The sequence below is a fragment of the Ensifer sp. Root31 genome (assembly GCF_001424825.1).
Taxonomy (GTDB): domain Bacteria; phylum Pseudomonadota; class Alphaproteobacteria; order Rhizobiales; family Rhizobiaceae; genus Ensifer; species Ensifer canadensis.
In genome coordinates, this window is record NZ_LMCO01000034.1 from 409,665 (window position 1) to 432,976 (window position 23,312).

Genomic DNA, 23,312 nt, shown 5'->3' on the forward strand with positions numbered 1-23,312 from the left:
TCATACCGCCTCTCCCGCCACGGCGAGATCTGACGCGCCCAGGCGGCGATCGAAATAGGCAATGGCGCGTTGAAGCCCTTCGCGTAGCGCGACCTTGGGCTCCCAGCCGAGCTCCGCCATGGCCTGGGAAATATCCGGCCGGCGCTGACGCGGATCGTCGACGGCTGCCGCACGGTGCACGATGCGCGAGCGTGAGCCGGTCATCGTGCGGATCATCTCGGCAAGTTCGAGAACCGTGAACTCGCCTGGGTTTCCAAGGTTGATCGGGCCGATGCAGCCGTCATCCGAGATCGATAACCGTATGAAGCCCTCGATGAGATCGTCGACATAGCAGAACGACCGCGTCTGATGGCCATCGCCATAGATTGTGAGGTCCTTGCCGAGCAGCGCCTGCACCACGAAATTCGAGATGACGCGTCCATCGTCGGGGCGCATCCGCGGCCCATAGGTGTTGAAGATCCGCGCGACCTTCGTCTTTACTCCGTAGGTGCGGTGATAGTCGAAGAACAATGTCTCGGCCGATCGCTTGCCCTCATCATAGCAGGCGCGCGGCCCGATCGGGTTGACGTTGCCGAAGTAGCTTTCGCGCTGCGGGCTGTGCAGCGGATCGCCGTAGACCTCCGATGTGGAGGATTGCACGACCGTGGCCCCGGTGGCGCGGGCGTTTTCCAGCGCATTCATGGCGCCGAGCACGTTGGTCATCAACGTTCCCACCGGGTCGGCCTGATAGTCCGGCGGAGATGCCGGTGAAGCAAAGTTGAAGATGACGTCCACGTCAAAAAGGAAAGGTTTGCGGACGTCGTGCTCGACGATCTGGAAGCGGCTTGTCTCGCTGAGATGAGAGAGGTTTTCTCGCCGACCGGTCGAGAAGTTGTCGAGGCAGACAACGCTGTGCCCCAGACAAAGAAGTCTTTCGCAAAGATGAGACCCGAGAAATCCGCCGCCTCCGGTCACCAGTATTCGCTTGGGTATGCCTGCTACCTTCTTCAGAAAATCCTGCCCGCCGACAACCGGCAGCTGACCACGACCGACCTGACGCATTACACACCTCCAATTATTATACACACCATTGCACCTGGTGATTGGAGACGAGACGTGACTGAAAGCTACAATAAGGAAATATTCTTTATCAAGAATTCAAAACACGACCCGACAATATAAAAATAATATCCAGAAGGACCACGAATCCTTCTTCAGTAATTTATTATGTTAGATGATTAGCAAATAATTAATACATAGTCAACACGGAACTAAAATAACAATATATGATGCCATACACAATAAAGTTACAATCACAAAACATGTACCTAATTTGAACAAAAAATCAGCAGACATCACAAATTATAAACAGATAGCGAGAAGATATAATTACATCCATCGAAATATCTTCGTATAACTACATAACTGAAGAATAATTACTCAACCATCCGGCATCAACGACATATCGGATCTACGCCATACGGCCACGCTTCCTCGCACCTCTGTCTGCGACACGCGATACTCGCCGCCACGACAAAGCATGCGATGCCCGCCTGGGCCACCGCAACAAACATCACAGACGACGTGAGAGTACTTGGGTTAAACCGCGCCCAACGCAAACCGTCCCTCAAAGTCGCCAATTGGCGATGAGCAACGGAAGCATCATCCCCGACGTCTCACGGCGTCAGTTCTTCCAGCGCGAAGAAAACGGTCCCGCCGCGTGCTCGGAATCCGCATCGGTGGTAAAATAGCGCGATGCTGCTTCCGTCCGGTTTCGCACATTCATCTTCTTGTAGATGTTGCGGACGTGAACCTTCACGGTGTTTTCCGACAACCCAAGGCGATCGGCGATAATCTTGTTCTGGGTTCCCATGCAGATCAAATCGAGAATCTGCACTTCGCGGGTTGTTAACCCACCCAGACTTGCCTCCCGCCGCCGCTTTCCGGCATTCGCATAGACAGCAGCATCGGACGCTTCCGCCTGCCGACCATAGAGCTTGGCCGAGTTAAAGGGGTCTACCGACAGCCGCCGCAACAGTGCAGCCGGGAAATGCTCGCCCCCCTTCATCAGCAGATCGATCGCCGCAAGGCAGACATCAAGGTGCAGGTTGAGAGGAAGGACACCATGGATCAACCGCTCTTCAACAAAACCGGCGATCGACGGATCGAGTTCTTCGGCATTGTCCACCACCAGTCCGATCGAGGCCTTGGGATGGAACTCGTGAATGGTCCGCAGGATTGTCGGAAATGTCTTGGCAGACATGCGGTATAGCATGATCAAAGAAACATCGACGAGATTGCCGTCGAGCAAATTGTCGGGGTCGGAAAGACTAACGACGTCATGTCCAGAAAACCGGGAGCCGACCGCCTGCATCAAGCACTCGGCAAACAGGTCGATCTTGGCAAGCATGACAATCTTTTTCTTTTGCGACAAAGCCTTGTTGTTATCTTCAAAATCGCCCACGTTATGGCCTTCAGGATGCATTACGCCCTCCTCGGGTTTTCCCATTTATTCTTATGGGTGCGCCAGCCTGACTCGGAGTTACGCCCATCTCAGCAAATTGATTCGTGACCAGTGGATAGCGCGAACCCTCTCCACAGACGGAAAATTCGCACTAGCTAATGTATCGTAAAGGTAGGAGGGGTGAAACAACCCAAAAGGATTAGATGCCCTCCAGAAAGCCCCTTAAATCGTTCTAATTAGAACCATCTTTGGGCTAATTCTTAACCAAAAGTATAACAAGATCGTATCCGAAGCGTCTGAATGGGCTTTCAGCCTAGGCTACTCAGCCATCCATATCATCCATTTCCATCCGCAGCGTCGGCCGCACACCGTCCGTGCGCCGGCTCTCGCCACCAGAAATAGCTTCTCTCCAGAGAGAACCTTAGGCATATACCTAATAATACTTCCTAGGAGCTATCTCTCGGGGTGAGCATTGCACTCCCCGTGATGGCTGACAAGACCTCTCTGCGCTCTAAAGCGCAACTTGCCCGCGAGCACCAGAGGTTGCGCCAGGTCGATTTTTGCAAAGATTAACAAACCCTTGCGATCCCTAAAACCCCAAAAAATCCCGAAAAAACGCCGATAATTCGCCCAAAAATGGCATGCTAGCTCCAATTGATGTCTATCGTCCCGTCGTATTCAGAGCCACACTCCTCTCATCGCACTTGAGTTTCGTGTGATCCGAGCCCGGTACCTGTGTGTGCGTTCTGGCTCGCGGCCCGTGTGAATGTGTAAGCGTAGTGAAGCGTAAATCAGTATTAAACCAAAGACATAATCACACGTAATGATTGAGTGCAGGAACTAACCTGCCGCAATTCGATACTTAAAACAACATTGAAATATATTGAGACCCCACAGATGAATATCCCGCGGGAGCATCATCTGAAATTCAAAAAAGAGCCAGCTCCGGATAAAAACCTCATAAAGATGTAGGGGTTTCGGTGCTGGCTCCTTCTCAGGAGGAGAACCACATGTCCGCACTTCTCGACGATAGCATCAAGGCCGATGATGATCTGAAAGTCGGCGCTCTCGCCGATGGACTGGCAACCAGTGCTGCCAATGATCTGAACGTTGACGACGGGTCAACGAGCAACGTTGGCATCGCCAACGGCAATGACCGCAATAACTACAGCGACAGTTCGCAGGACAACGACACCCACATCAAGACGGATGTCGACACCGACATCAAGACCGAGGCCAATGAAAACGGCGACAACCGCAACAACTACTCCGACAGCTCGACCGACTACAATTACGACTACGATTACAAGGACAACAGCAGGGTCGAAACAGATATCGACCAGAAGGCCAACGGTGACAACCGCGACAATTCCTATGAATGGGATTATGACAGCAAGGTTACCACCAAGACAGACATCGATACCGACATCAAGACGGAAGCCAACGACAACGGCGACAATCGCAACAACTACTCGTCATCCGACAACGACATCATCACCAAATCGGACGACGACTTTGCAACGCTGAAGGACGTCAAGGACTTCGACAATCTCGGCATCGCCGGTGGGGACCTCACCTTCAATCTCGGCGACGACTTCTCGTTTAATCTGAACGTCGACCACATCCTCAACAACTCGCTCGAAGGCGCCGGCAACGATACCGGTTTCAGCGTGGTACAGGCCAACAACCTTGCCGATCAGGACCAGGCCTACGACGTCAGGATGAACAACTCGGACGCCAACAACGACCTGCGCGCCGACGGCGGGCACTCGGATGGCGGCGATGGTCTGAACTTCGACACCAAGTCGGATTGGGACCTCAAGGCCGGTGACGGCATCAACGGCAGCACGACCTCCGACTCGTCGGCGATCCTGGCAAATTCCGGCTTCCATCAGGAAATCGTCCAGGGCGCGAACCTTGTCAGCAACACCGTCGACTCCAGCGTCATCGGTGGCAATTCGCAAACTACGGATGTCGGTCACGACACCGACAGCTGATCGATCCGTTTCACAAGAGAAGACTGCACCGGCCCCCCGCGCGGCCGGTGCAGTCGCGCAGATTTGATTTCGGATCGGTTCGTTTCTTTTTTACCGGGGCATTCCTGTCTAGGCCCACCGAAGTCTCCCTTTGATGCGGAAAAAAGGGAAGGATCGGGACAATGCATACGGAAAGAGTGAATGAAATCATTGCACATTTCATCGGCCTGTTCGAAGCCGATACCGATGAAGCACGGCTGAGGCAGAAGCAGCTCGAAGGCGGTGATCTGAAGGAAGTTGCGCAGCAGCTCGAAGACGGCGAAGCAAAGCCGTCCGACTTTACATCCTCATACCAGCTGGTCGACTATGATCCTGAAGTGCTTTATCGAGCGCCCTCCCATGACATTGCCGATGTGGACCTGTTCGGCCGGATCCGCGGCTTCGGCGATCATTTTGCCGATGCTGTCGCCCAATACGGCAATACCGTACCGGTGAAGCTGTTCGCCAACCTCGGCCAACCCGACGGGGCACCTGTCGAAGACAAGTTGATTGTCCACGACGGCCCCGGCTCGGTCATCGCCCATGTGGTCCAGGCCAATATGGTGCGCGACGACGACGCCCTGAACATGACGGATTCCGAGGTCGCCCCGCGCGACACGACCTACGTCAGCTACAAACTTGCCGAATTCAGCGCCGAGGCAGCCGAAGCCACTCCATTCGCGCACTACACCCGCGTCGACACCTTTGAAGGTCTCTCGAAAATCGCCGACGATCTGTCGGACTACGCCGCGGCAAACCGACTGCCGGAACCGCCAGCCTCAAGCAGCGAGCCCGCCCTCAACGCAGGCGCCGATGCTGGCACAACCATTGTACTCACCGAGCAACCCGCCACTACGGATCCGCTCGACGACGAAATCGACCTTCCCACGACCGTCTCTCCGGACGAATTGCCAAGGGATGACAACGGCAATTTCGCCTTGGCCGCCGACAGCATCGAGGGCGTCTACGTCAACGGCTGCCGCGTCGACGAAGCCCCGGTTCTTGCGGACTTCATGCCTGATCGTGGACTGGCGCAACCGGTTGCCGATCCGGAAGGCACCGACGGCCCGCTGCAGGAGGAAGACGACAAGAGCGGCAATTCCGTTTACGTCGAAGCCGGCGCCAACATCGTCGCCAATATCGTCAGCATCGTCGAGACCGGCGTCATCGCCCCCGTAACGGCGGTGATGGGCGGATACCATCAGATCGACATCATCTCGCAATCCTACGCCTATGCCGACAGTGACAGGCTGGATAGGGTTCTGAGTGAAAACTCGGCCGAATCTACGTCACGCACGGTTGCGATGAACATCGCCAATTTCGGCCGTGATGCCTATCATTCATCGTCTTCCGAGCAGGACGGCGATACGGCTCAATCGTCGATCTTCCCGAACGCCTGGCGCGTCAGCATGGTGGAGGGCGACGTTTCCTTCGTCCATTGGGTCGAGCAGTACAACTTCGTAAACGACAACGACACGGTGACCGTGACCACCACCGGCGTCCAGACAACGGCCCTGACCGGTGGCAACGTGGCGGTCAACCTCGCTTCCTTCCTCGGTTTGGGCGACCAGTACGACCTGGTGATCGTCGGCGGCAAGGTCCTGGACCTCAACATGATCACCCAGGTCGCCGTCTTCTACGACAACGACCACATCAGTGGCATTGCCGCCGGCAACGGCATGACCGTAAACGAGAGCGGCAACCTGATCTGGAACCAGGCGTCGATCCAGAACATCGGCGCGAATGACCGCTTCGAAGCGATCCCGGACTATATCCAGAAGGCCGTCGACAACATCAACGACCGCATTGACGAACTGCCCTCAGGCTTTTCGCATGACCTCAATTTCCAGGGCTATGAAGGCCTGAACATTCTTTACATCACCGGCAACCTGTATGACGTCAATGTCATCAAGCAGATCAGCATTCTCGGCGACGCCGATTCCGTCAGTTACGTCGCCAGCAAGATCCTCAGCGACAATCCGGATGCTGACATTACCATCCACACTGGTGCAAACGCCGTCGTCAACAGCGCTCAGATCATCGACTACGACAGTTTCGGCCACACGACCTATGTCGGCGGCCAGGTCTATTCCGATGCGATCCTGATCCAGGCCGGCCTTGTCGACCACGACACCGATACCCATGACGTGACGCCCAAGGGCGACCGGCTCGCCAACGAAGTCATCGCCTTCATCGGCGACGACGACGCACCGTCACATCCGACCGAAACAGTGATCGACGCCGGCAATGACTTGTCCTGGTCCAACGGCCAATGGAACGACGTCATGCACACGGTGCTGACCTAACAAGAACACGAACGGGGGAAGGCATGAACGATCTTTCTAAGTGGCGTGGCAGCGGCAGCAAGGCGCCTGCACGGGAAGAGCCGGCTCCGGAGGTCGTCGACGAACTCGAAGCAGCGTTGACCAACCGATGCATCGCCGCGATCAACGAGGCCGTTGAAGGCCTGCGAAAGGTCGGCCTGGATATCCGCACGACACGGAAAGGGCACGCGCCGGCACCGAAAGCGATGTCGGAACCCGCGAAACTCGCCGATGCCCCCGCCCCCCGCGACCAAGACGATTCCGACGCAGAGTTTCTCGCCCTCGCCCGCTCGATGGCAAACCCCATCCGCCATACCGAGAAGAAGCAGGCCAGTTATCACTTCGGCCCAAGGCGCGACGGCGCCCGGTGGCAAGACCGCGAAAGCGCACCGCTGGAGGAAGTTGAGCGTCAGGCAGCGCCGGTCGTCGCGGCAATCGCCGAGATGCCGATCGCAAAGGCGGCGCCGGCGGAACTGCCGGAAAACAGCTCGACTGCGCAGCAGCAAGCACATCGTCGTGGCAACGACAGCGACCCGGCCGATGAATTGAAGGGCCGACCGGGTCGCGCTCTCCCGCAGACGATCGACAACGATCCAGGCCCGCTGAAAGAGAATGACCGCCGTCCGGCCGTCCGCGACGGCGGCGGCGCCCCGACCGATGGCGGCGGTGGTGGTGGTGGCGACAAGCACACCTTCCACAAGCGCATGGGACCGGTCAATTTTGCCGCCAGCCTGCGCAACGGTATGGCCGTCGTCCGCCGCAACATGATGATCGTCATCGCGTTTACCATCGCGATCAACGTTCTGGTCCTTGCCATTCCGATCTACCTCTTCCAGATCTCCGATCGGGTGCTGACCAGCCGCTCGCAGGATACGCTGGTGATGCTGACGATCGCCGTGCTCGGTGCCATCGTCCTGCAGGTCATCCTCGATTCCATCCGCCGCTTCATCCTGATGCGCACTGCCGTCGAAATGGAGGTCCAGCTCGGCGCGCCTATCTTGAGTGCGGCCGCGAGAGCGTCACTGCACGGCAACGGTCGCGACTATCAGGTGTTGAGCGACCTCCAGCAACTGCGCTCCTTCATCGTCTCCGGCACCCTGATCTCGTTCCTCGACGCGCCGCTGATGCCGTTCTTCGTGGTGGTCGTCTATATGATCCAGCCGCAGCTCGGGTTGATCGTCATCATGTGCTGCGTGGTGCTGTTCGTGATCGCGTATCTCAATCAGAAGGCGACGTCGCAGCCCTTCAGCGAGGCCAACGCCTTCCTCAGCCGCGCCAATTTCCACCTGGATTCGATGTCGCGCAACTCACAGATCATCAACGCACTGGCGATGATCCCGGAAGCAGTAAAGATGTGGGGCCGCGAGACTGCCGGTTCGCTGAAATCGCAAGTCTATGCCCAGGACCGCAGCATCATCTTTACCGGGGCATCAAAGGCGGTGCGCATGTTCACCCAGGTCGCCCTGCTTGGCTGGGGCGCGCATCTGTCGATGGACGGGCACCTCACCGGCGGCATGGTCATTGCTGCCTCGATCATCTCGGGGCGGGCGCTTGCGCCGGTCGAAGGGGCAATCGAGGGTTGGAACCAGCTCAATCATTCACGTGCCGCCTATGGCCGGATCAAGCAGTTGCTGGTCAACTCGCCCTTGAACTTTCCGCGCCTGCGACTGCCGAACCCGGAGGGCCGGCTCGATGTTGAACGCATCCTCTTCGTGCCGCCGCCGCAGAAGCGCGTGATCCTCAACGGCATCTCCTTCTCGCTCAACAAGGGGGAGTCGCTTGCGGTTATCGGTAATTCCGGCTCCGGCAAGACGACGCTCGGCAAGATGCTCGTCGGTTCGATCGTGCCGACCTCAGGCAATGTCCGCCTCGATCTCATGGATTTGAGAAACTGGGACCAGCGGCAGTTCGGCGAAAGCATCGGCTATCTGCCGCAGGACGTGCAGCTGTTTCCCGGCACGATCAAGGCCAACATCTCGCGCATGCGCGACGATGTCGAAGACAGCGCGATCTTCGAAGCGGCCGTACTCGCCGACGTGCACGAGTTGATCGCGTCGTTCCCGCAGGGCTACGAGACGATCGTCGCTGCGGACGGTGCGCCGCTCTCGGGGGGCCAGAAGCAACGCATTGCGCTGGCACGCGCCTTCTTCGGCAACCCAAAATTCGTGGTGCTGGACGAGCCCAATTCCAATCTCGACACCAATGGTGAGGCAGCGCTTGCCCGCGCACTGGTGCATGCCAAGAAGCAGGGCATCACCACCGTGACCATCACCCAGCGTCCCTCCTTGCTGCAATGCGTCGACAAGATCATGCTTCTGAACGAGGGAACCGTTGCCATGTTCGGTGCGCGCAATGACGTGCTTGCAGCCATCGGCGCCAAGCCGAAGGACGAAAAGTCCGCACCCCGTATCGCCGGAGAATGACCATGAGCCGCGAGAAGAAGAATGCCGCCGAAGAACATGCCGTCGAGTGGTACTCGGAGGTGCCGCGATCGATCAAGCTGCACAGCATGGTCGGCCTCGCGTTGATCGTCGCTTCATTCGGCGGCTTCGGCTACTGGGCCTTCGCAGCCCCTCTGGCAGCGGCAATTATCGCCCAGGGCAGTTTCGTCGCCAACGGCAACAACAAGATCATTCAGCACCTCGAAGGCGGCATCATCGAGCAGATGCTGGTGGCCGAAGGCGACAAGGTCAAGACCGGCGATATCCTGGTCAAGCTCGACCAGACGCCGTCGCGCGCCAACGAGCGCGCCCTCAACCTCAAACGCCTGCGTCTCGAGGCGGTGGTCGCACGGCTGCGTGCCGAAGCCATGGGCAGCGATACATTCAAGATCCCCGACATCGTCAAGAACGAGGCCAGCGATCCGGATATCCACGCGATCATCGAGAGCCAGAACGTCAATTTTCACAGCAAGAAGATCAAGCTCGACGACCAGCTGAACCTCATCGACCAGAACATCAGGTCGCTGGAGTTCCGAGCCCAGGGCTACCAGCGCCAGCAGGAATCGTTCAACAAGCAGCTGGATATCCTCAACGAGGAGCGGGACGCCAAGAGCAAGCTTGTCCAAGGTGGACTGACCAAGAAATCCGAACTGATGGCGCTCGACCGCGCCGCGGCCGATGCGATGGGCGAGATCGGCAGGCTCGACGCCGAGGTCAAGGAGAGCCTGTCGCAGATCGACCGCTATCGCCAGGAGGCGGTCATTGCCGTCAACGCCAACAAGCAGGCGGCGCTCGATGGGCTTGAGGCCGCAGAAGCCGATCTCGATGGCGTGCGCGAGCAGTTGCGCGAGGCAAGCGAAGTTCTCGGCCGCGCCACCATCCGTTCGCCCGTCGACGGCACAGTGGTGCGCAGCTATTTCCATACCGCCGGAGGGGTGATCGCGACCGGCAAGCCGATCATGGAAATCCTGCCGGCCAATGTGCCGCTGATCATCGAAGCGCAGGTGCTGCGAACCTCGATCGATCAGTTGCGGGTGGGCGAGGATGCGACCATCCGTCTCTCGGCGCTCAACCGCCGCACGACTCCGGTGCTGAGCGGCAAGGTCTTCTACGTCTCGGCGGACTCGGTTGAAGAAGTGAGCGGCGGCCAGCAGCGCGATGTCTATATCGTCCGCGTCGAGGTTCCCGTCAGCGAGATCCACCGCATCCACGGCTTCCATCCGGTGCCGGGCATGCCGGCGGAAGTGTTGATCACGACGTCGGAGCGCACGTTCTTCGAGTATCTGACAAAGCCGATCACCGACAGCATGTCACGCGCCTTCAAGGAAACCTGAGGCGAAGTACGGGGGGTGGGGATGACGAAGGGGCTAAGCAGAATGGGGCGGCAGCTTTCGCTGTTTCACCAGCAATCTGCCAACGCCTTGAAGGCTCGGTCATTTCCGTCAAAATGGTTTGCGCCGGCAATGGCAGCGCGTCATCGATGGCGCACAGAGGAGACGTTCGATGGCAGCGATACACGAGGTGCTTCTGCTTGTCGGCCGCCTCAACTATGTCTGGACCAATACCGAAAGCCTGCTGATCTATATCATCGCCCACCTGTTGAATGTCGACAAGGAGCGGGCGATCGTGGTCTTTCTGACCTTGAACACGACGCGCGCCCGCATCGATCTGACCGAGCGCCTGGCCAAGCTGCCGGTCACGCCGGTCGACACGCGCGACAGCGTTCTTTCGATCATGGACCGGCTGAAACAGCAGTCGAAGATGCGCAACAAATACAATCACTGCATCTATTCCTTCGACGAGCAGGGCGAGATCTCCAGTACACAGCTGATGCGCCTGGTCGAGGGCGACAAGGACATTCGCTACGGCAAGGTCGAGCAACTGGACGCCCGGGAACTGGAGCGGCTCGAAGCCGCCATCCAGGAGATCACCGAAATCAGCAAGAGCCTCTGGGCCTTCATTCGCTCACGGCCGAACTTCGACGAGCGTTCGATCTAGACGAGATTGCCACAGCCGGCAGGCGACATCCTGCATTCGGATAATATCCTTGGTATATAATGGCTAAATATTGACTATAAGCTAAAGTTGTTTCGAAGAAATTCTGGCTTGAAATACGCTAAACTAAAAATACTTCTCAGTTGCGTAAGAGGGCGTTATGAAAATAGATATTATTGATACTTTAGAATATTTTGAGAAAGTTCGCGAAGATTGGGATCTGATCTACCTAGAAGACCCGGAAGCTCATCTATTTCTTTCCTGGGAGTGGCTGCAGAAATATCTGTCGCACCGACACCGCTGGTTCATTCTTGCCCTCAAGCAGGAAGACGATGGGCGGTATTGCGCCTTCCTGCCATTGAAAGTGTCGACCTACCAGGACGACACGACCAAGCTTTTCTGCGACGAGATCCGGATGGCCGGCAACTATGGCGCCGACTATACCGGCTTCCTGTGCCGGCCCGGCCTGGAGGATGCTGCGGCCGATACCTTTTCTGCCCACATCGGCAAGGAGAACTGGACGACCCTCACGTTCGATTATTTCTCTACGGCCTCTTCGCGGCTCGATCGTCTGCTCGGCGCCTTTCCCGAAGACCAGTTCGTCCAGACCAGCAACGAGCGCAGCAATCCCGACAATATCGACAATACGATCTGCCCCTATGTGAACCTGCCCGAAAGCTGGGAGGACTATCTCGCCACGCATATGAGCGCCCAGACGCGGCAGAAGCTGCGTCGCTTCATGCGGATGGTCGAGGCATCACCCGATTACCGCATTACCCACGCGACAAAAGACACGATCGAAAGAGACCTCGACACGCTGTTCCGGCTGTGGCGCATCAAATGGGCAGAGCGCAAAGGCAGCAAGGTCGATCGGCTAATCACGTTCACACGTGAGATGCTGCTGGACGCCTTTAACCAGGGCGCGCTCGATGTTCCCGTTCTGTGGTATCAGGACCAGCCGCTCGGCGTGCTTGCCAATCTGCTCGACCGGCAGAAGAAGACCGTCCTGTTCTACATCACCGGCCGCGACGAGACGTGGACGACCCCTTCCCCGGGGCTTCTGCTGCACGGCTTTGCCATTCGCAATGCGATCGCCTGGGGATATCGGGTCTACGATTTCCTGCGCGGCAACGAAGCCTACAAATATTCCTTCGGGGTTGAAGAGCGCCGCATTCGCAGCATGCGTGTCAAAACGCGATCAGGCCGCAATCTGCGCAACTGCCTCAACCCGCGCAGCATCGAACATGTCTACGAGCGCGCGGTGGAACTGCACAGCCAGGGGCGACTGGACAAGGCGGAACCCGGCTACCGGCAGGTCATCCACACCGTGCCGACACACACCCGGGCTCGCTACGGCCTCGCCCAGCTTTTCGACGACAAGGGCGAGCACGACGAGGCCGAATATCTTTACAGAAGCCTGCTTGCAACGATGCCGGGCGCTGGCAAGATCCAGCATCGGCTCGGCGACAGCCAGATGGCGCAAGGGCACTACGCTGAAGCGGCCGAGACCTTCGAGGCCCTGCTGGCCCGCCATCCGCTCGTAAGCCTCGTGCGCTACAAGCTCGGCGTCGCCCTCTGCGCGACGGGCCGAGGCGAAGAGGCCCTCAGCATCTTCAGCAGCTTCGAGGATATCCTTTCCGACGATCCGGATCATGTGCGCTGCAAGCTCAAGGCGCAGGAAGCCGTCATACGTCTGAAGGCAGCCCTGCAAACGCCGCAGCAGGACGAGGTTCCCGAACCGGAGCAAACGCCGGTATCGATCCCGCCGCCGCAGAGAGTGTTGGTGTCGCCGAAACGAGCGCTTGATGCATCCGTGCGCCTGCCGACCGCGCCACCCCTGCTTCAGCCGTCCCTGCCATCAGGCATATCGGCGCACCTGCAGTCGCGATCGAACAGGCCGGGCGAAACAGGTTCACGGATCAAGCATTAAATATATCGATTGCGAGGTGGCCGACCGCTCACTCGGCGGTGTCGGACCAGTCGAGCGACGTCAGCTCCTCGCGAAATGCGAAGCGGATGATGTGGCGTTCGATGACGTCCTTACATTCCGCCAGCGCCTCGGCATCCGGTGATTCCGCGACGAAAGATAGCTGATCGCCGCGCGCCGTCATGCGCGCGGTGCTCGCCCCTATCGTCGCCACAGAATCCGTCTCGGTATATTCGACCGTCGTCTTGTGGGCGAAATGCTTGGACAGCTGCTGCAGGTATTGCGACGCGCGCGCGGTGGTAATACCGCTCGTGGCTTTCAACATGTTCTTCTCCACACTGCATGGGGTCGGTGGGCAGGCCAATGAAAGAGAAAAGGCGCCATGATTGCTCCTACCGCCCTTATCGGAACCTCAAGCCTACTTCTTGCTCAGTGCTTCGGTGAGCTGATCGACGATATCCTGCTCGGACTTCAGGCCCGAACTCGTCAGGTAGAGCTTGGCGGAATCGAGATAGACGACCCGCTCGTTCTTCCAGGCCTTGGTCTGGCGCACCAGCTCGTTGTCGAGCAGCGCTGCGGCCGGCTGGCCTTCCTGGCCGATCGCCGCGTCGCGGTCGACGACGAAGATCCAGTCCGGATTGGTCTCGAGGATATATTCGTAGGAAACGGCCTGGCCATGCGTCGCGACCTGCAGCTTCGGATCAGCCGGTTCCACACCGAAGATGTCGTGGATTTCGCCGAACCGCGAACCCTTGCCATAGGCGCTGATCTTGCCGCCGGTCGTCAGCAGCACGAGGGCGGTGCCGGCACCCTTGGCAACACCCTGCAGCTTTTCGATCGAGGCGTCGAGTTTCTCCGAAGCTGCCTTGATCTCCGCTTCCTTGCCGAAGATGAGGCCGAGAATAGCGGCGTTCTTCTTGACGCTGCCGATCAGATCCTTGTCGTCGGAGGTGAGGTCGATGGTCGGCGCGAGCTTGGCAAGCTCGGCATATTTCGACTGCGAACGACCACCGACGATGATCAAATCCGGTTCGGCGGCATTGACCGCCTCGTAGTCGGGCTCGAACAGCGTGCCGATCTTCGGATAGGTGTCGGACTTGTATTTTTCGAGTGACGGCGGGATCGCAGAGCCGGGAACGCCCGCCACGGGAATGCCGAGCATGTCTAGCGTTTCCAGCATTCCGAAGTCATAAACCAGCACGGTCTTCGGATTCTTTTCGACATCCGTCGTACCGCTGCTGTGCTCGATCTTCAACGTTTCAGCGCTTGCGGCAGGCGCCAGAGCCAGGACGGCAGCGACTGCAACACTACGAAGACCATTAGAAAACAGAGATATATTCATGACTTTTTCCCTCATCTTTTCGATCGTCCTAGCGCGATTTTCCAAAGAGGGCAACAAGGCCGTTTGCCGTCCTTGCAAATGCCGTGCGCCAAACCGCGGCCCATGAACGTGTGCGAGCGCCACCAAAAATGTCCTGGACCGATCCACAGGCCAGCCTGCGCTGGCATCGGCGACGTCGAGCGAACTGCCGCAGCGGATGCGACGAAACTTGACTAGCCATGTCATATATATGAATGAAGCTCAGCTCCAATCCGGCGCTGGGCGGGGCAAGCTTTTAGCGGTGCCGGGAAAGACGCAAACAAAACCTGTCCCAAGCTGCTTGGAGGCGACGGAAGAATGAACGGCAACAAGTCGACAAAGAAGAGCCAATCACCAAAACGCCGGCGCGCCTAAAGACCGATCGATGAAACCACTTCTGATTGCCGTTCCCGTCATCTTTGTGCTTGCCGTCATCAGCGTCATGACCGGCGTCGGCAGCCTCGCTTCAGGACTTGAGAGCGATGGTCGCGGCTGGCTGTTAATCGTCGAAAGCCGGGTGCCGCGCACACTCGCACTGATGCTCGCCGGAACCGGTCTCGCCGTCGCCGGCACCATCATGCAGATGCTCGCCCGCAACCGCTTCGTCGAACCATCGACCGCAGGCACCGCCGAATCCGCCGCCCTTGGCATGCTGCTGACGATGATCTTTGCGCCCACTCTGCCGGTCGCCGCCAAGATGGGCGTCGCGGCGCTCACCGCGCTCGCCGGTACGGCGTTGTTTCTAAAAATCCTGCGCCAGATCCCGTTGCGCTCGGCGCTGATGGTGCCACTGGTCGGCATCATGCTCGGCGGCGTCATCAGCGCCGTCACCACCTTCGTTGCCTATCGCTACGACATGATGCAGTCGATGGGGGCGTGGATGTCAGGCGATTTCTCCGGCGTACTGCGCGGTCGTTACGAGTTGCTGTGGATCGCACTTGTTCTGACGTTGATCGCCTATGTCACCGCTGCCCGTTTTACCGTCATCGGCATGGGCGAGGAGATCGCCCGCAATGTCGGCCTCGACTTCAACAAGGTGGTGACGCTCGGCCTTGGCATCGTTTCGATGGTGACGGCCACGGTCGTTGCCACCGTCGGCATGGTGCCGTTCCTCGGACTGATTGTGCCGAACATCATCAGCCTCTTGGTCGGCGACAATCTCAGGCGCACCCTGCCGTTGATCGCCGCAACCGGGGCCGGGCTGGTGCTCGCCTGCGACATCGTCGGCCGCATCGTGATTGCGCCCTACGAGATCCCGGTCGGAACGGTCATGGGCGTCGTCGGCAGCGTCGTCTTCCTCTATCTGCTGCTTTCGAGGCGCGCCCATGCAGGCTGACATTAAAAGGGTTTCACCCTCCGGCATGCTGCTCGTCACAGCTATGCTCGCGCTCCTGTCGATGCTGGCCTTCATGACACTCGGTGCCAGGGGAAGCTGGGCCTTCATCCTCTCCTTCCGCGGCACCAAACTTGCGGGCATGGTTCTCGTCGCCTATGCGATCGCCGTCTCGACCATCCTGTTCCAGACGATCTCCGGCAACCGCATCCTGACGCCATCGATCATCGGCTTCGATGCGATGTATGCGCTGCTGCAGACGGTCATGGTGGTCTTCCTCGGAGCCGCCGGCGCCACCGCCGTCGACCCGCGGTTTCAGTTCATCATCGAAGCCGCGGCGATGGTCGGTTTTTCCGTACTCCTGTTCCGGGCGCTGTTTTCCGGAGGCACCCGCAGCCTGCATCTCCTGATGCTGGTCGGCATCATCCTCGGCGGGCTGTTTCGCAGCCTTTCGTCCTTCCTGCAGCGGATCCTCGATCCCAACGAATTCGTGGTGCTACAGGACCGGCTGTTTGCCAGCTTCAACACGGTCAACGCCGACCTTCTCGGCATTTCCGCCGTCGCCGTCGCAGCAGTTACCTTCGTTCTCTGGCGGCTGTTCCCAACCTTCGACGTGCTGTCACTCGGCCGCGAAAGCGCCATCGGGCTCGGTGTCGACCATCACCGCACCCTTACCATCCTGCTCGTGCTCATCGCCGTTCTCGTTTCCGTCTCCACCGCGCTTGTCGGCCCGGTGACGTTCTTCGGTCTTCTGGTCGCCAGCCTCGCCTGGCAGATCACCCCGACGGCCAGCCATCGCTTCGTGCTGCCGATTGCCGTGTGCCTGGCCATCGTCACGCTCGTCGGCGGCCAGGTGATCCTGGAGCGGCTGTTCGCTTTCAACACCGCGCTCAGCATCGTCATCGAATTTGTCGGTGGTCTTGTCTTCATCTTCCTGCTTGTTCGAGGCTCCGCCCGATGATCGAAATCCGCGACGTGACCAAATCCTATGGCAGCAATGCGGTCGTCGACCGGGTCTCGATGACCTTGCCGGCCGGCGGCCTCACTTCGATCATCGGCCCGAACGGCGCCGGCAAATCGACGCTGCTGTCGATCGTCAGCCGGCTGATACCAATGGATGAGGGACAGGTTCTGGTCGACGGGCTCGATGTCAGCAGGACCGCCGGCGACGTGCTCGCCCGGCGCCTGTCGATCATGCGCCAGGACAACCACATCACCGCGCGCCTCAGTGTGCGCGATCTCGTCGCCTTCGGCCGCTATCCCTATTCGAAGGGTCGCCTGACGGCGGTTGACGTCGAGCATATCGAGCGCTCGATCGCCTATGTTGGCCTGCACTTCCTGGAACACCGGTTCCTCGACGAGCTATCGGGCGGCCAGCGCCAGCGCGCCTTCATCGCCATGGTGCTCTGCCAGGATACCGATTACATGCTGTTCGACGAGCCGCTCAACAATCTCGACATGAAACATGCCGTCGAGACGATGAAGCTGCTGCGGCGCCTGGCCGACGATTTCGCCAAGACCGTTGTCGTCGTGCTGCACGACATCAACTTCGCCTCCGCCTATTCGGATCGCATCGTCGCCATGCGCGACGGCAAGCTCGCCTTCGAGGGCGCACCGAAGGAGATGATCGAGCCGTCGCGCCTGCAGGCGATCTTCGACGTCGACTGCCGCGTTCACGCCGTCGGCGAAACGCGGCTCGTCAACTATTTCGAATAGGCCGGTCGGCTCAATGGGAAGAGCCAGATGCGAGCGGGCGGCCTTTGCGCGCGGCATCAGCGATCTTGTCCTCATCTGTTACCGATGACAGCCGCTTCAGCCGGCGCCCCAGGCGAACGCTGACATCATCCATCACCGTGAACATCACCGGCACGAAGACGAGGCTCAGCATCGTCGATGTGATCAAGCCGCCGATCACGGCGATCGCCATCGGCGCGCGGAAGGCTGCATCCGCACCAACGCCGATCGCCGCCGGCACCATGCCGGCGACCATGGCGATCGTCGTCATGATGATCGGCCGTGCACGGGTCGTGCCCGCCGTCAGCAAGGCCGTTCGCCGGTCCGCCCCTTCCTTGCGGCAGACGATCGCATGGTCGACCAGCAGGATCGAGTTCTTGCAGACGATGCCCATCAGCATCAGGATACCGATGGTCGAGGACAGATCGAGCGCCGCCCCAAACAGGATGAGTGCCAGCGCAGCGCCGCCGATCGACAACGGCAGGGCAATCAGGATGGTGATCGGCTGCAGGAAGTCCTTGAATAGGAGCACGAGCACCGCGGTGACCATCAGGATGCCGGCAAGCAGAGCAAGCGCGAAATTGCGAAACATTTCCGACATGTATTCGGCTTCGCCGTAACTGGCCTGCGAAACCCCCGCCGGCATCTTGGTCATGGCCGGCAGGGCTGAAACTGCCTCGAATGCCGTGCCAAGCGTGATGCCGTTCAGATTGGCCTCCACCGCCATCAGGCGTTTGCGGTTGAGGCGTTCGACGCTGCCCTCCTCCGCGCCAAAGGAAATGTCAGCCACCGATGTCAGCGGCACCAGCTTGCCGGAGTTGGTGCCGACGCGCAAATTTCGCAACGTGTCGAAATCCGCCCGCGCGGTTTCGTCGAGCATCACCCGGATTGGCACCTGCCGGTTGCCGAGATTGAACCGTGCCGAATTGCTTTCGCTATCGCCCATCGTGGCAATGCGCGCGACCGTGCCGATCGACGTTACCGAGACGCCAAGCCGGGCAGCCTCGTCGAGGCGAGGCTTCACCAACAGCTCAGGCGACAGCAAGGGCTCGGTCGACTGGACGTTGACAAGGCCCAGCATCGCCCGCATCTCGTTTTCGAGCTGGCGCACGGCCTGGGTCAATGCCTCCGCGTCATCACTGGTCAGATAGATCGACAGATCCTTGGCGCCCTGGTCGGACGCAAAGGTCGCCTGGATATCCGGCGTCTCCGCAAGCAGCGGCCGCAAAGAAAGCTCGAACGCCTTGCGGCCGAGCGCACGCTCCTTGCGCGGACGAAGCTTGATCAGCAGGTCGACCCGGTTGAGGCTGTCGGCAGTCGCAAGCGCGCTGTCGACCTCCGGCCGCGCTTTGATCTTGCGCGTCAGCTCATCCGAAACACGCGCCGTTTCCTCGAGCCGCGTGCCCGGCGGCAGAGTAACCTTCAAGGTCGAGAGGTTGCTGTCGCTCCCCGGTATGAAGCCGGTCGGCAACATGGTCAGGAGCGCGATCGAACCGACGAAGATCAGGGCAACGATGGAAAGCGCCGTCTTGCGATGATCGAGCGTCCAGCCGAGCATCCGGACATAGGTATCGGCGATGCGCGAGCGCTTGACCTCATGGCCATGCCCCGCCTTCGGACGAAGCAGATAGGCCGCCATCAGCGGCGTCAGCAGGCGGGCGGCCGCCAGCGAGAACAGGACAGCGATGGCGACCGTCAGGCCGAACTGCTTGAAATATTGTCCGACGGCGCCGCCGATGAAGCTGACGGGCGCAAACACCGCCACGATCGTCAGCGTCGTCGCCACGATCGCCAGCCCGATCGCATCGGCGGCATCGATCGCGGCAAGGAACGGCCGTTTGCCCATGTCCACATGCCGCTCGATATTCTCGATCTCGACGATGGCGTCATCGACCAGAATGCCGATGACGAGCGTCAGCGCCAGCAGACTGATGCTGTTCAAGGTGAAGCCGAGCAGATCCATGACCATGAAGGTCGGCAGGATCGATAGCGGCATGGCCAGCGCCGAGATCAGTGTTGCCCGCCAATTGCGCAGGAACGCGAACACGACCACGACGGTCAGCGCCGCCCCTTCGAGCAGCGCCGTCACCGCCGCGTCGTAGCTGTCCTTGGTGTACTCGACCAGCGAGATCAACTCCTTGATCTCGACGCCGGGTGTACGCGCCTGGATTTCCACAAGCCGCGTGGCAACGCGATCGGCAACCACCGTGTCGCTCGCGCCCTTGCTGCGCGACACCGAGAAGCTGACGACCGGCTCGCCGTCGAGCCGGGCAAAATTGCGTGGTTCGGACGAGGTGTCCTCGATTTTCGCCACATCCGAAAGCTGGACCCAACGGCCGCCCGAAATCGGTATCGACAGGCGCGAAAGCTCCTCGACGGAGGTGGCGCTGCCAATCGTTCGGATCGACTGCTCGCGCCCGCCGATCTCGCCACGCCCGCTCGGGACATTGGTATTGAGCTCGCGCATCGCGGTGTTGACCTGGTCGGCCGTCACGCCAAGCGCCAGCAGGCGCTCCGGATCCAAGGAAACGCGAACTTCGCGGCTGACGCCACCGAGACGCTGAACCTTCTGGACGCCCGGAAGCGTCAGAAGCTCGCTGTTCAAGGTATCGTCCACGAACCACGACAGCTCGACCGCGGACATGTTGGGTGCGCGCACGGTGTAGTAGATGATGGCGCTGCCATCAACGTCGAGGCGCGAGACCACCGGTTCCTGGATCGACTGCGGCAGATCGGAGCGGATCTGGGCGACCGCTTCGCGCACGTCGTTGGCGGCACGGTCAGGGTCCGTGCCGATCTTGAACTCGACCGTCGTTGTCGAGACACCGTTGGTAACCGTCGAGCGAATGTGGTTGACGCCGACCAAGCCGGCGGCCACCCCCTCGACGCGCCGCGTGACCTGCGTCTCCATTTCCGCCGGCTGGGCGCTCGGCTGGGTGATTGTCACGGTGACGACGGGAAACGACACGCTCGGATTGGCGTTGACGGGCAGACGCAGGAACGAGGCGATGCCGACAAGGGTCAGAACAACGAACAGGACGAGCGTCGGTACGGGCTTTCGGATCGCCCAGGCGGATATATTGCTGGTCATTTCTGCGCGCCTGCCTGAGCGGGTTCAATGTCTTTGGTGGCAACGGCCTCACCCTCACGAAGAGAGACGCCGGCCTTGGCAACAACGCGTTCGCCGGTATTTAGCCCCGACACGATCTCCACCTTGCCGTTCTGGCGCATCCCGGCCTGGACGGTCTTGCGCTTGACCTTGCCGTCCTCGACAATGAACACTGAGGGCATTCCGTCCGGCGTGCCGTAAAGCAGCGCGGAATCGTCGACCATGATGGCCGGACGTTCCGCAACAACGATTTCCGCGCGGCCGAACGTTCCGGCATAGGGCGGCTTGTCGGTCATGAGCGCAATCTTGGCCGTGCCAAGTCGTGTCTCGCTATCGATCTTCGGATTGATCACCCGGACATGACCCTCGATCGTGTCCGTGCGTCCGGAAAGCTTGACCTTCACCTGCTGACCGACAGCAAGCAGGGGTAGCTCGCTTTCCGGTATTTCAGCGGCAAGCTCGATCTCGCCGTCACGGATCAGCCGCATCAGCGGTTCCGTTCCGGCCAATGCACCGGCGCGGGCAAGGCGCTCGGAAACGATGCCGGTGGAAGGGGCGACGATCACGGCGCGTTCGAGCTTGCGCCGCGCCTCCGCCTGGAGCGCCTGAGCCTGTGCGTCCTCGGCGCGGGCGACTTTGACCGCCTCGTGCGCGATGGCCACTGCCGAAACACGCTCTTCAAGGAAAGTCTCGGCTTTCAGGTGCCGCAGTTGGCGTGCACGGTCGAGCTTCTTTTCTTCCTGTCGAACGGTCTCTTCCTGTTGAGCAACCGCCGCACTGGTGCGGGCGACGCGCCCTTCGGCTTCCCGCAGGAGGTTTTCCAGCATCTCGGTTTCCAGTCGGGCAAGAACCTGGCCGGCGACCACTCGATCGCCGACCTCGACCTCGACCTTGGCGATCCGCTGCTCGGTCAACGTCGTGCCGACGGCGATTTCTTCGCGTGCGACGAAGATGCCGGCAAAGGACCGCATCCATTTCTGTGGCTGCCTGTCGGCCACAAGCGTCGAGACGGTGCGGGTTGCGGCTGCGACATCGGCGCCCACCGATGCGGCAGCCTCGTTGGCAAGCAGCTCGCCTGCAGTGGCAGCAAGCAGGAACGTGGCAATTGCTGCGCTCAGAACTGGGGAACGTCTCATTCTGGTTGGCTTTCGCTGACGGGAATGGATGTCGACCAATCCTCTTGAGGATCGCATCGCGTCGACAGGTCCCTGATTATCGCGTTCAGAAGGAATTATTTCTTCGATTAGTCAATCTACTAATTCCATCAGCTGAACACGTCAATAGTAAGGCGATCGCATGCAAGCATTGCGGGAACATGGCGCTCTTGGCACCAGACCGCTTCTATTGACTCTGCAAGACCCGCATCGCATATGAGATCGATCAGTCTATTAAAGAATGATGGCCACTGGGAGCAGGCACGATGCGCAAGATCGACCCGGAAAAACATGCCGCAAGGCGGCAAGTCATCCTCGACGCCGCAATCGTCTGTTTTGCCCGTAAGGGATTCCACGGCACTTCGACTGCGGAAATCTGCGCCGAGGCAGGCATGAGCCCGGGCAATCTCTTCCATTACTTTCCGACCAAACACGCCATCATCGCCGCGATCGTGGAGGTCGAACGTCAAGAAACGGCGGAGTTTTTCCGTGAACTCCATGAAGCGTCGGATCTTTTTGCCGCCCTTCTGGGTTTTATGGACGTTGTCCTGCGGCTGGCGGCCGATCCGGTCTTTTCCAGCCTGGCGCTGGAGATCGCCGCCGAGGCCACGCGCGACGAACGCATCGGCGAACTGGTGGCGGCGAATGACGCTGACCTGCGCACCGCCCTTGCCACTGTGATCAAAGCGGCGCATGAACGCGGACAGATCGATGCCGCCATCGATCCCGAGGGCGGCGCACGCTGGATTGCAGCGATCATCGACGGCATCTTCGGGCGCATCGCCGTCGATCCGGGTTTTAAGCCGCTGGAAGAGGCGCCGATGCTGCACCTGCTGCTGACGCGTTTTCTCTGTCCAACAGGCTGAGCGGTGCAAGATTTTACAGTGAGTTGATTTGTGCGGCCGCCGGTGCGTGGCCGCCGACGCCTTCAAGGCCGGGTCGCATCCTGGCTCATCAGAGCGACATCCCAGGGGGCTTCCGATTTAGACGGAACCGCACAAACGCTCTATCTCTTTGTTTTTACGCATTTCCTCACGGAAACCGCTTCGCACTTTTCCTAGAAATGCTCTATGCCGGATCCTCGCCATGTTACGGCGCCTGATGCGACCGTCAAAACCGTCAGAACCGACGCCCTCTTCCAAGACGATGCTGGTTCGAGCCTTTGCCGTTGACGCACGTGTATGCGGTTTACGCGTCTCGCATTCATTTGCCCTTGAAGGTCCGTGTTTTCCTGGACTTTGTTCTGGGCGCGCTTGGCGGTTAGCCGGTTTTGTTTTCTTTGCCCCTGAACGCCAAAAAGCCCGCCGACCTTTCGGTCTCGCGGGCTTTTTTTTTGATTTGGTTGCGGGGGCAGGATTTGAACCTGCGGCCTTCAGGTTATGAGCCTGACGAGCTACCGGGCTGCTCCACCCCGCGCCATCTCGGTAAACCGCTATGCGGTTTATCCGGTGCGTAAACCGCTGTGCGGTTTATCGCG

Annotated in this window: 16 protein-coding genes and 1 tRNA gene; 10 read left to right on the top strand and 7 right to left on the bottom strand. The window is 59.5% G+C overall.

Annotation, left to right across the window (positions count from 1 at the left end; all coding sequences use genetic code 11):
* The gene (locus tag ASD00_RS26455) at window positions 1-1,041 is read right to left on the bottom strand and encodes a UDP-glucuronic acid decarboxylase family protein (RefSeq protein ID WP_025424961.1); all 1,041 of its coding nucleotides are present in this window, start codon (window positions 1,039-1,041) and stop codon (window positions 1-3) included.
* A 622-nt stretch (window positions 1,042-1,663) separates the two neighbouring features.
* Window positions 1,664-2,464, bottom strand: a complete 801-nt coding sequence (locus ASD00_RS26460; RefSeq protein WP_025424962.1) for a response regulator transcription factor — start codon at window positions 2,462-2,464, stop codon at window positions 1,664-1,666.
* Window positions 2,465-3,453: 989 nt separating this feature from the next.
* On the opposite strand from ASD00_RS26460, the gene ASD00_RS26465 reads away from it, so the two are divergent.
* From ASD00_RS26465 to ASD00_RS26490, 6 genes are all read left to right on the top strand, one after another.
* The gene (locus tag ASD00_RS26465) at window positions 3,454-4,440 is read left to right on the top strand and encodes a hypothetical protein (protein ID WP_025424963.1); all 987 of its coding nucleotides are present in this window, start codon (window positions 3,454-3,456) and stop codon (window positions 4,438-4,440) included.
* Window positions 4,441-4,601: 161 nt separating this feature from the next.
* Window positions 4,602-6,764 carry a hypothetical protein gene (locus tag ASD00_RS26470; protein WP_025424964.1) on the top strand — a complete coding sequence of 721 codons (2,163 nt, stop codon included), beginning with the start codon at window positions 4,602-4,604 and terminating at the stop codon, window positions 6,762-6,764.
* Between the two features lie 224 nt (window positions 6,765-6,988).
* Window positions 6,989-9,205: a type I secretion system permease/ATPase gene (locus ASD00_RS26475; RefSeq protein WP_162174740.1), complete on the top strand. Its 2,217-nt coding sequence runs from the start codon at window positions 6,989-6,991 to the stop codon at window positions 9,203-9,205.
* Between the two features lie 2 nt (window positions 9,206-9,207).
* Window positions 9,208-10,557, top strand: coding sequence for an HlyD family type I secretion periplasmic adaptor subunit (locus ASD00_RS26480; protein ID WP_025424966.1), 1,350 nt, complete (start codon window positions 9,208-9,210; stop codon window positions 10,555-10,557).
* Between the two features lie 169 nt (window positions 10,558-10,726).
* Window positions 10,727-11,221, top strand: coding sequence for a hypothetical protein (locus ASD00_RS26485; protein ID WP_025424967.1), 495 nt, complete (start codon window positions 10,727-10,729; stop codon window positions 11,219-11,221).
* Between the two features lie 157 nt (window positions 11,222-11,378).
* The gene (locus ASD00_RS26490) at window positions 11,379-13,148 is read left to right on the top strand and encodes a GNAT family N-acetyltransferase (RefSeq protein ID WP_025424968.1); all 1,770 of its coding nucleotides are present in this window, start codon (window positions 11,379-11,381) and stop codon (window positions 13,146-13,148) included.
* A 28-nt stretch (window positions 13,149-13,176) separates the two neighbouring features.
* On the opposite strand, the gene ASD00_RS26495 is transcribed toward ASD00_RS26490, so the two are convergent.
* Window positions 13,177-13,467, bottom strand: coding sequence for a DUF2218 domain-containing protein (locus ASD00_RS26495; RefSeq protein ID WP_025424969.1), 291 nt, complete (start codon window positions 13,465-13,467; stop codon window positions 13,177-13,179).
* A 96-nt stretch (window positions 13,468-13,563) separates the two neighbouring features.
* Window positions 13,564-14,487 (bottom strand): siderophore ABC transporter substrate-binding protein, encoded by a 924-nt coding sequence (locus ASD00_RS26500; protein ID WP_244496131.1) that lies wholly within the window; start codon window positions 14,485-14,487, stop codon window positions 13,564-13,566.
* Between the two features lie 403 nt (window positions 14,488-14,890).
* On the opposite strand from ASD00_RS26500, the gene ASD00_RS26505 reads away from it, so the two are divergent.
* From ASD00_RS26505 to ASD00_RS26515, 3 genes are read left to right on the top strand one after another with little or no spacing between them, the layout of a single operon-like run.
* Entirely contained in the window at window positions 14,891-15,841 is a 951-nt protein-coding gene (locus ASD00_RS26505) for an iron chelate uptake ABC transporter family permease subunit (RefSeq protein ID WP_025424971.1), read from the top strand.
* On the top strand, window positions 15,831-16,799 hold the full coding sequence (locus ASD00_RS26510; RefSeq protein ID WP_057210092.1) for an iron chelate uptake ABC transporter family permease subunit: 969 nt from the start codon (window positions 15,831-15,833) through the stop codon (window positions 16,797-16,799). The genes ASD00_RS26505 and ASD00_RS26510 overlap by 11 nt, the downstream gene beginning before the upstream one ends.
* Window positions 16,796-17,554, top strand: a complete 759-nt coding sequence (locus tag ASD00_RS26515) for an ATP-binding cassette domain-containing protein (RefSeq protein WP_025424973.1) — start codon at window positions 16,796-16,798, stop codon at window positions 17,552-17,554. The genes ASD00_RS26510 and ASD00_RS26515 overlap by 4 nt, the downstream gene beginning before the upstream one ends.
* Window positions 17,555-17,564: 10 nt before the next feature.
* Here the strand turns inward: ASD00_RS26515 and ASD00_RS26520 are convergent, their stop codons facing one another.
* Both ASD00_RS26520 and ASD00_RS26525 read right to left on the bottom strand, forming a co-directional pair.
* Window positions 17,565-20,663, bottom strand: coding sequence for an efflux RND transporter permease subunit (locus ASD00_RS26520; protein WP_057210094.1), 3,099 nt, complete (start codon window positions 20,661-20,663; stop codon window positions 17,565-17,567).
* Window positions 20,660-21,817, bottom strand: a complete 1,158-nt coding sequence (locus tag ASD00_RS26525) for an efflux RND transporter periplasmic adaptor subunit (RefSeq protein ID WP_025424975.1) — start codon at window positions 21,815-21,817, stop codon at window positions 20,660-20,662. The genes ASD00_RS26520 and ASD00_RS26525 overlap by 4 nt, the downstream gene beginning before the upstream one ends.
* Before the next feature lie 284 nt (window positions 21,818-22,101).
* Here ASD00_RS26525 and ASD00_RS26530 point away from each other — a divergent pair, with 284 nt between their 5' ends.
* Complete coding sequence (locus tag ASD00_RS26530) at window positions 22,102-22,701, top strand: TetR/AcrR family transcriptional regulator (protein WP_025424976.1); 600 nt, start codon at window positions 22,102-22,104, stop codon at window positions 22,699-22,701.
* A 473-nt stretch (window positions 22,702-23,174) separates the two neighbouring features.
* Here ASD00_RS26530 and ASD00_RS26535 read toward each other — a convergent pair.
* Window positions 23,175-23,251, bottom strand: a tRNA-Met gene (locus ASD00_RS26535).
* Window positions 23,252-23,312 lie beyond the last annotated feature (61 nt).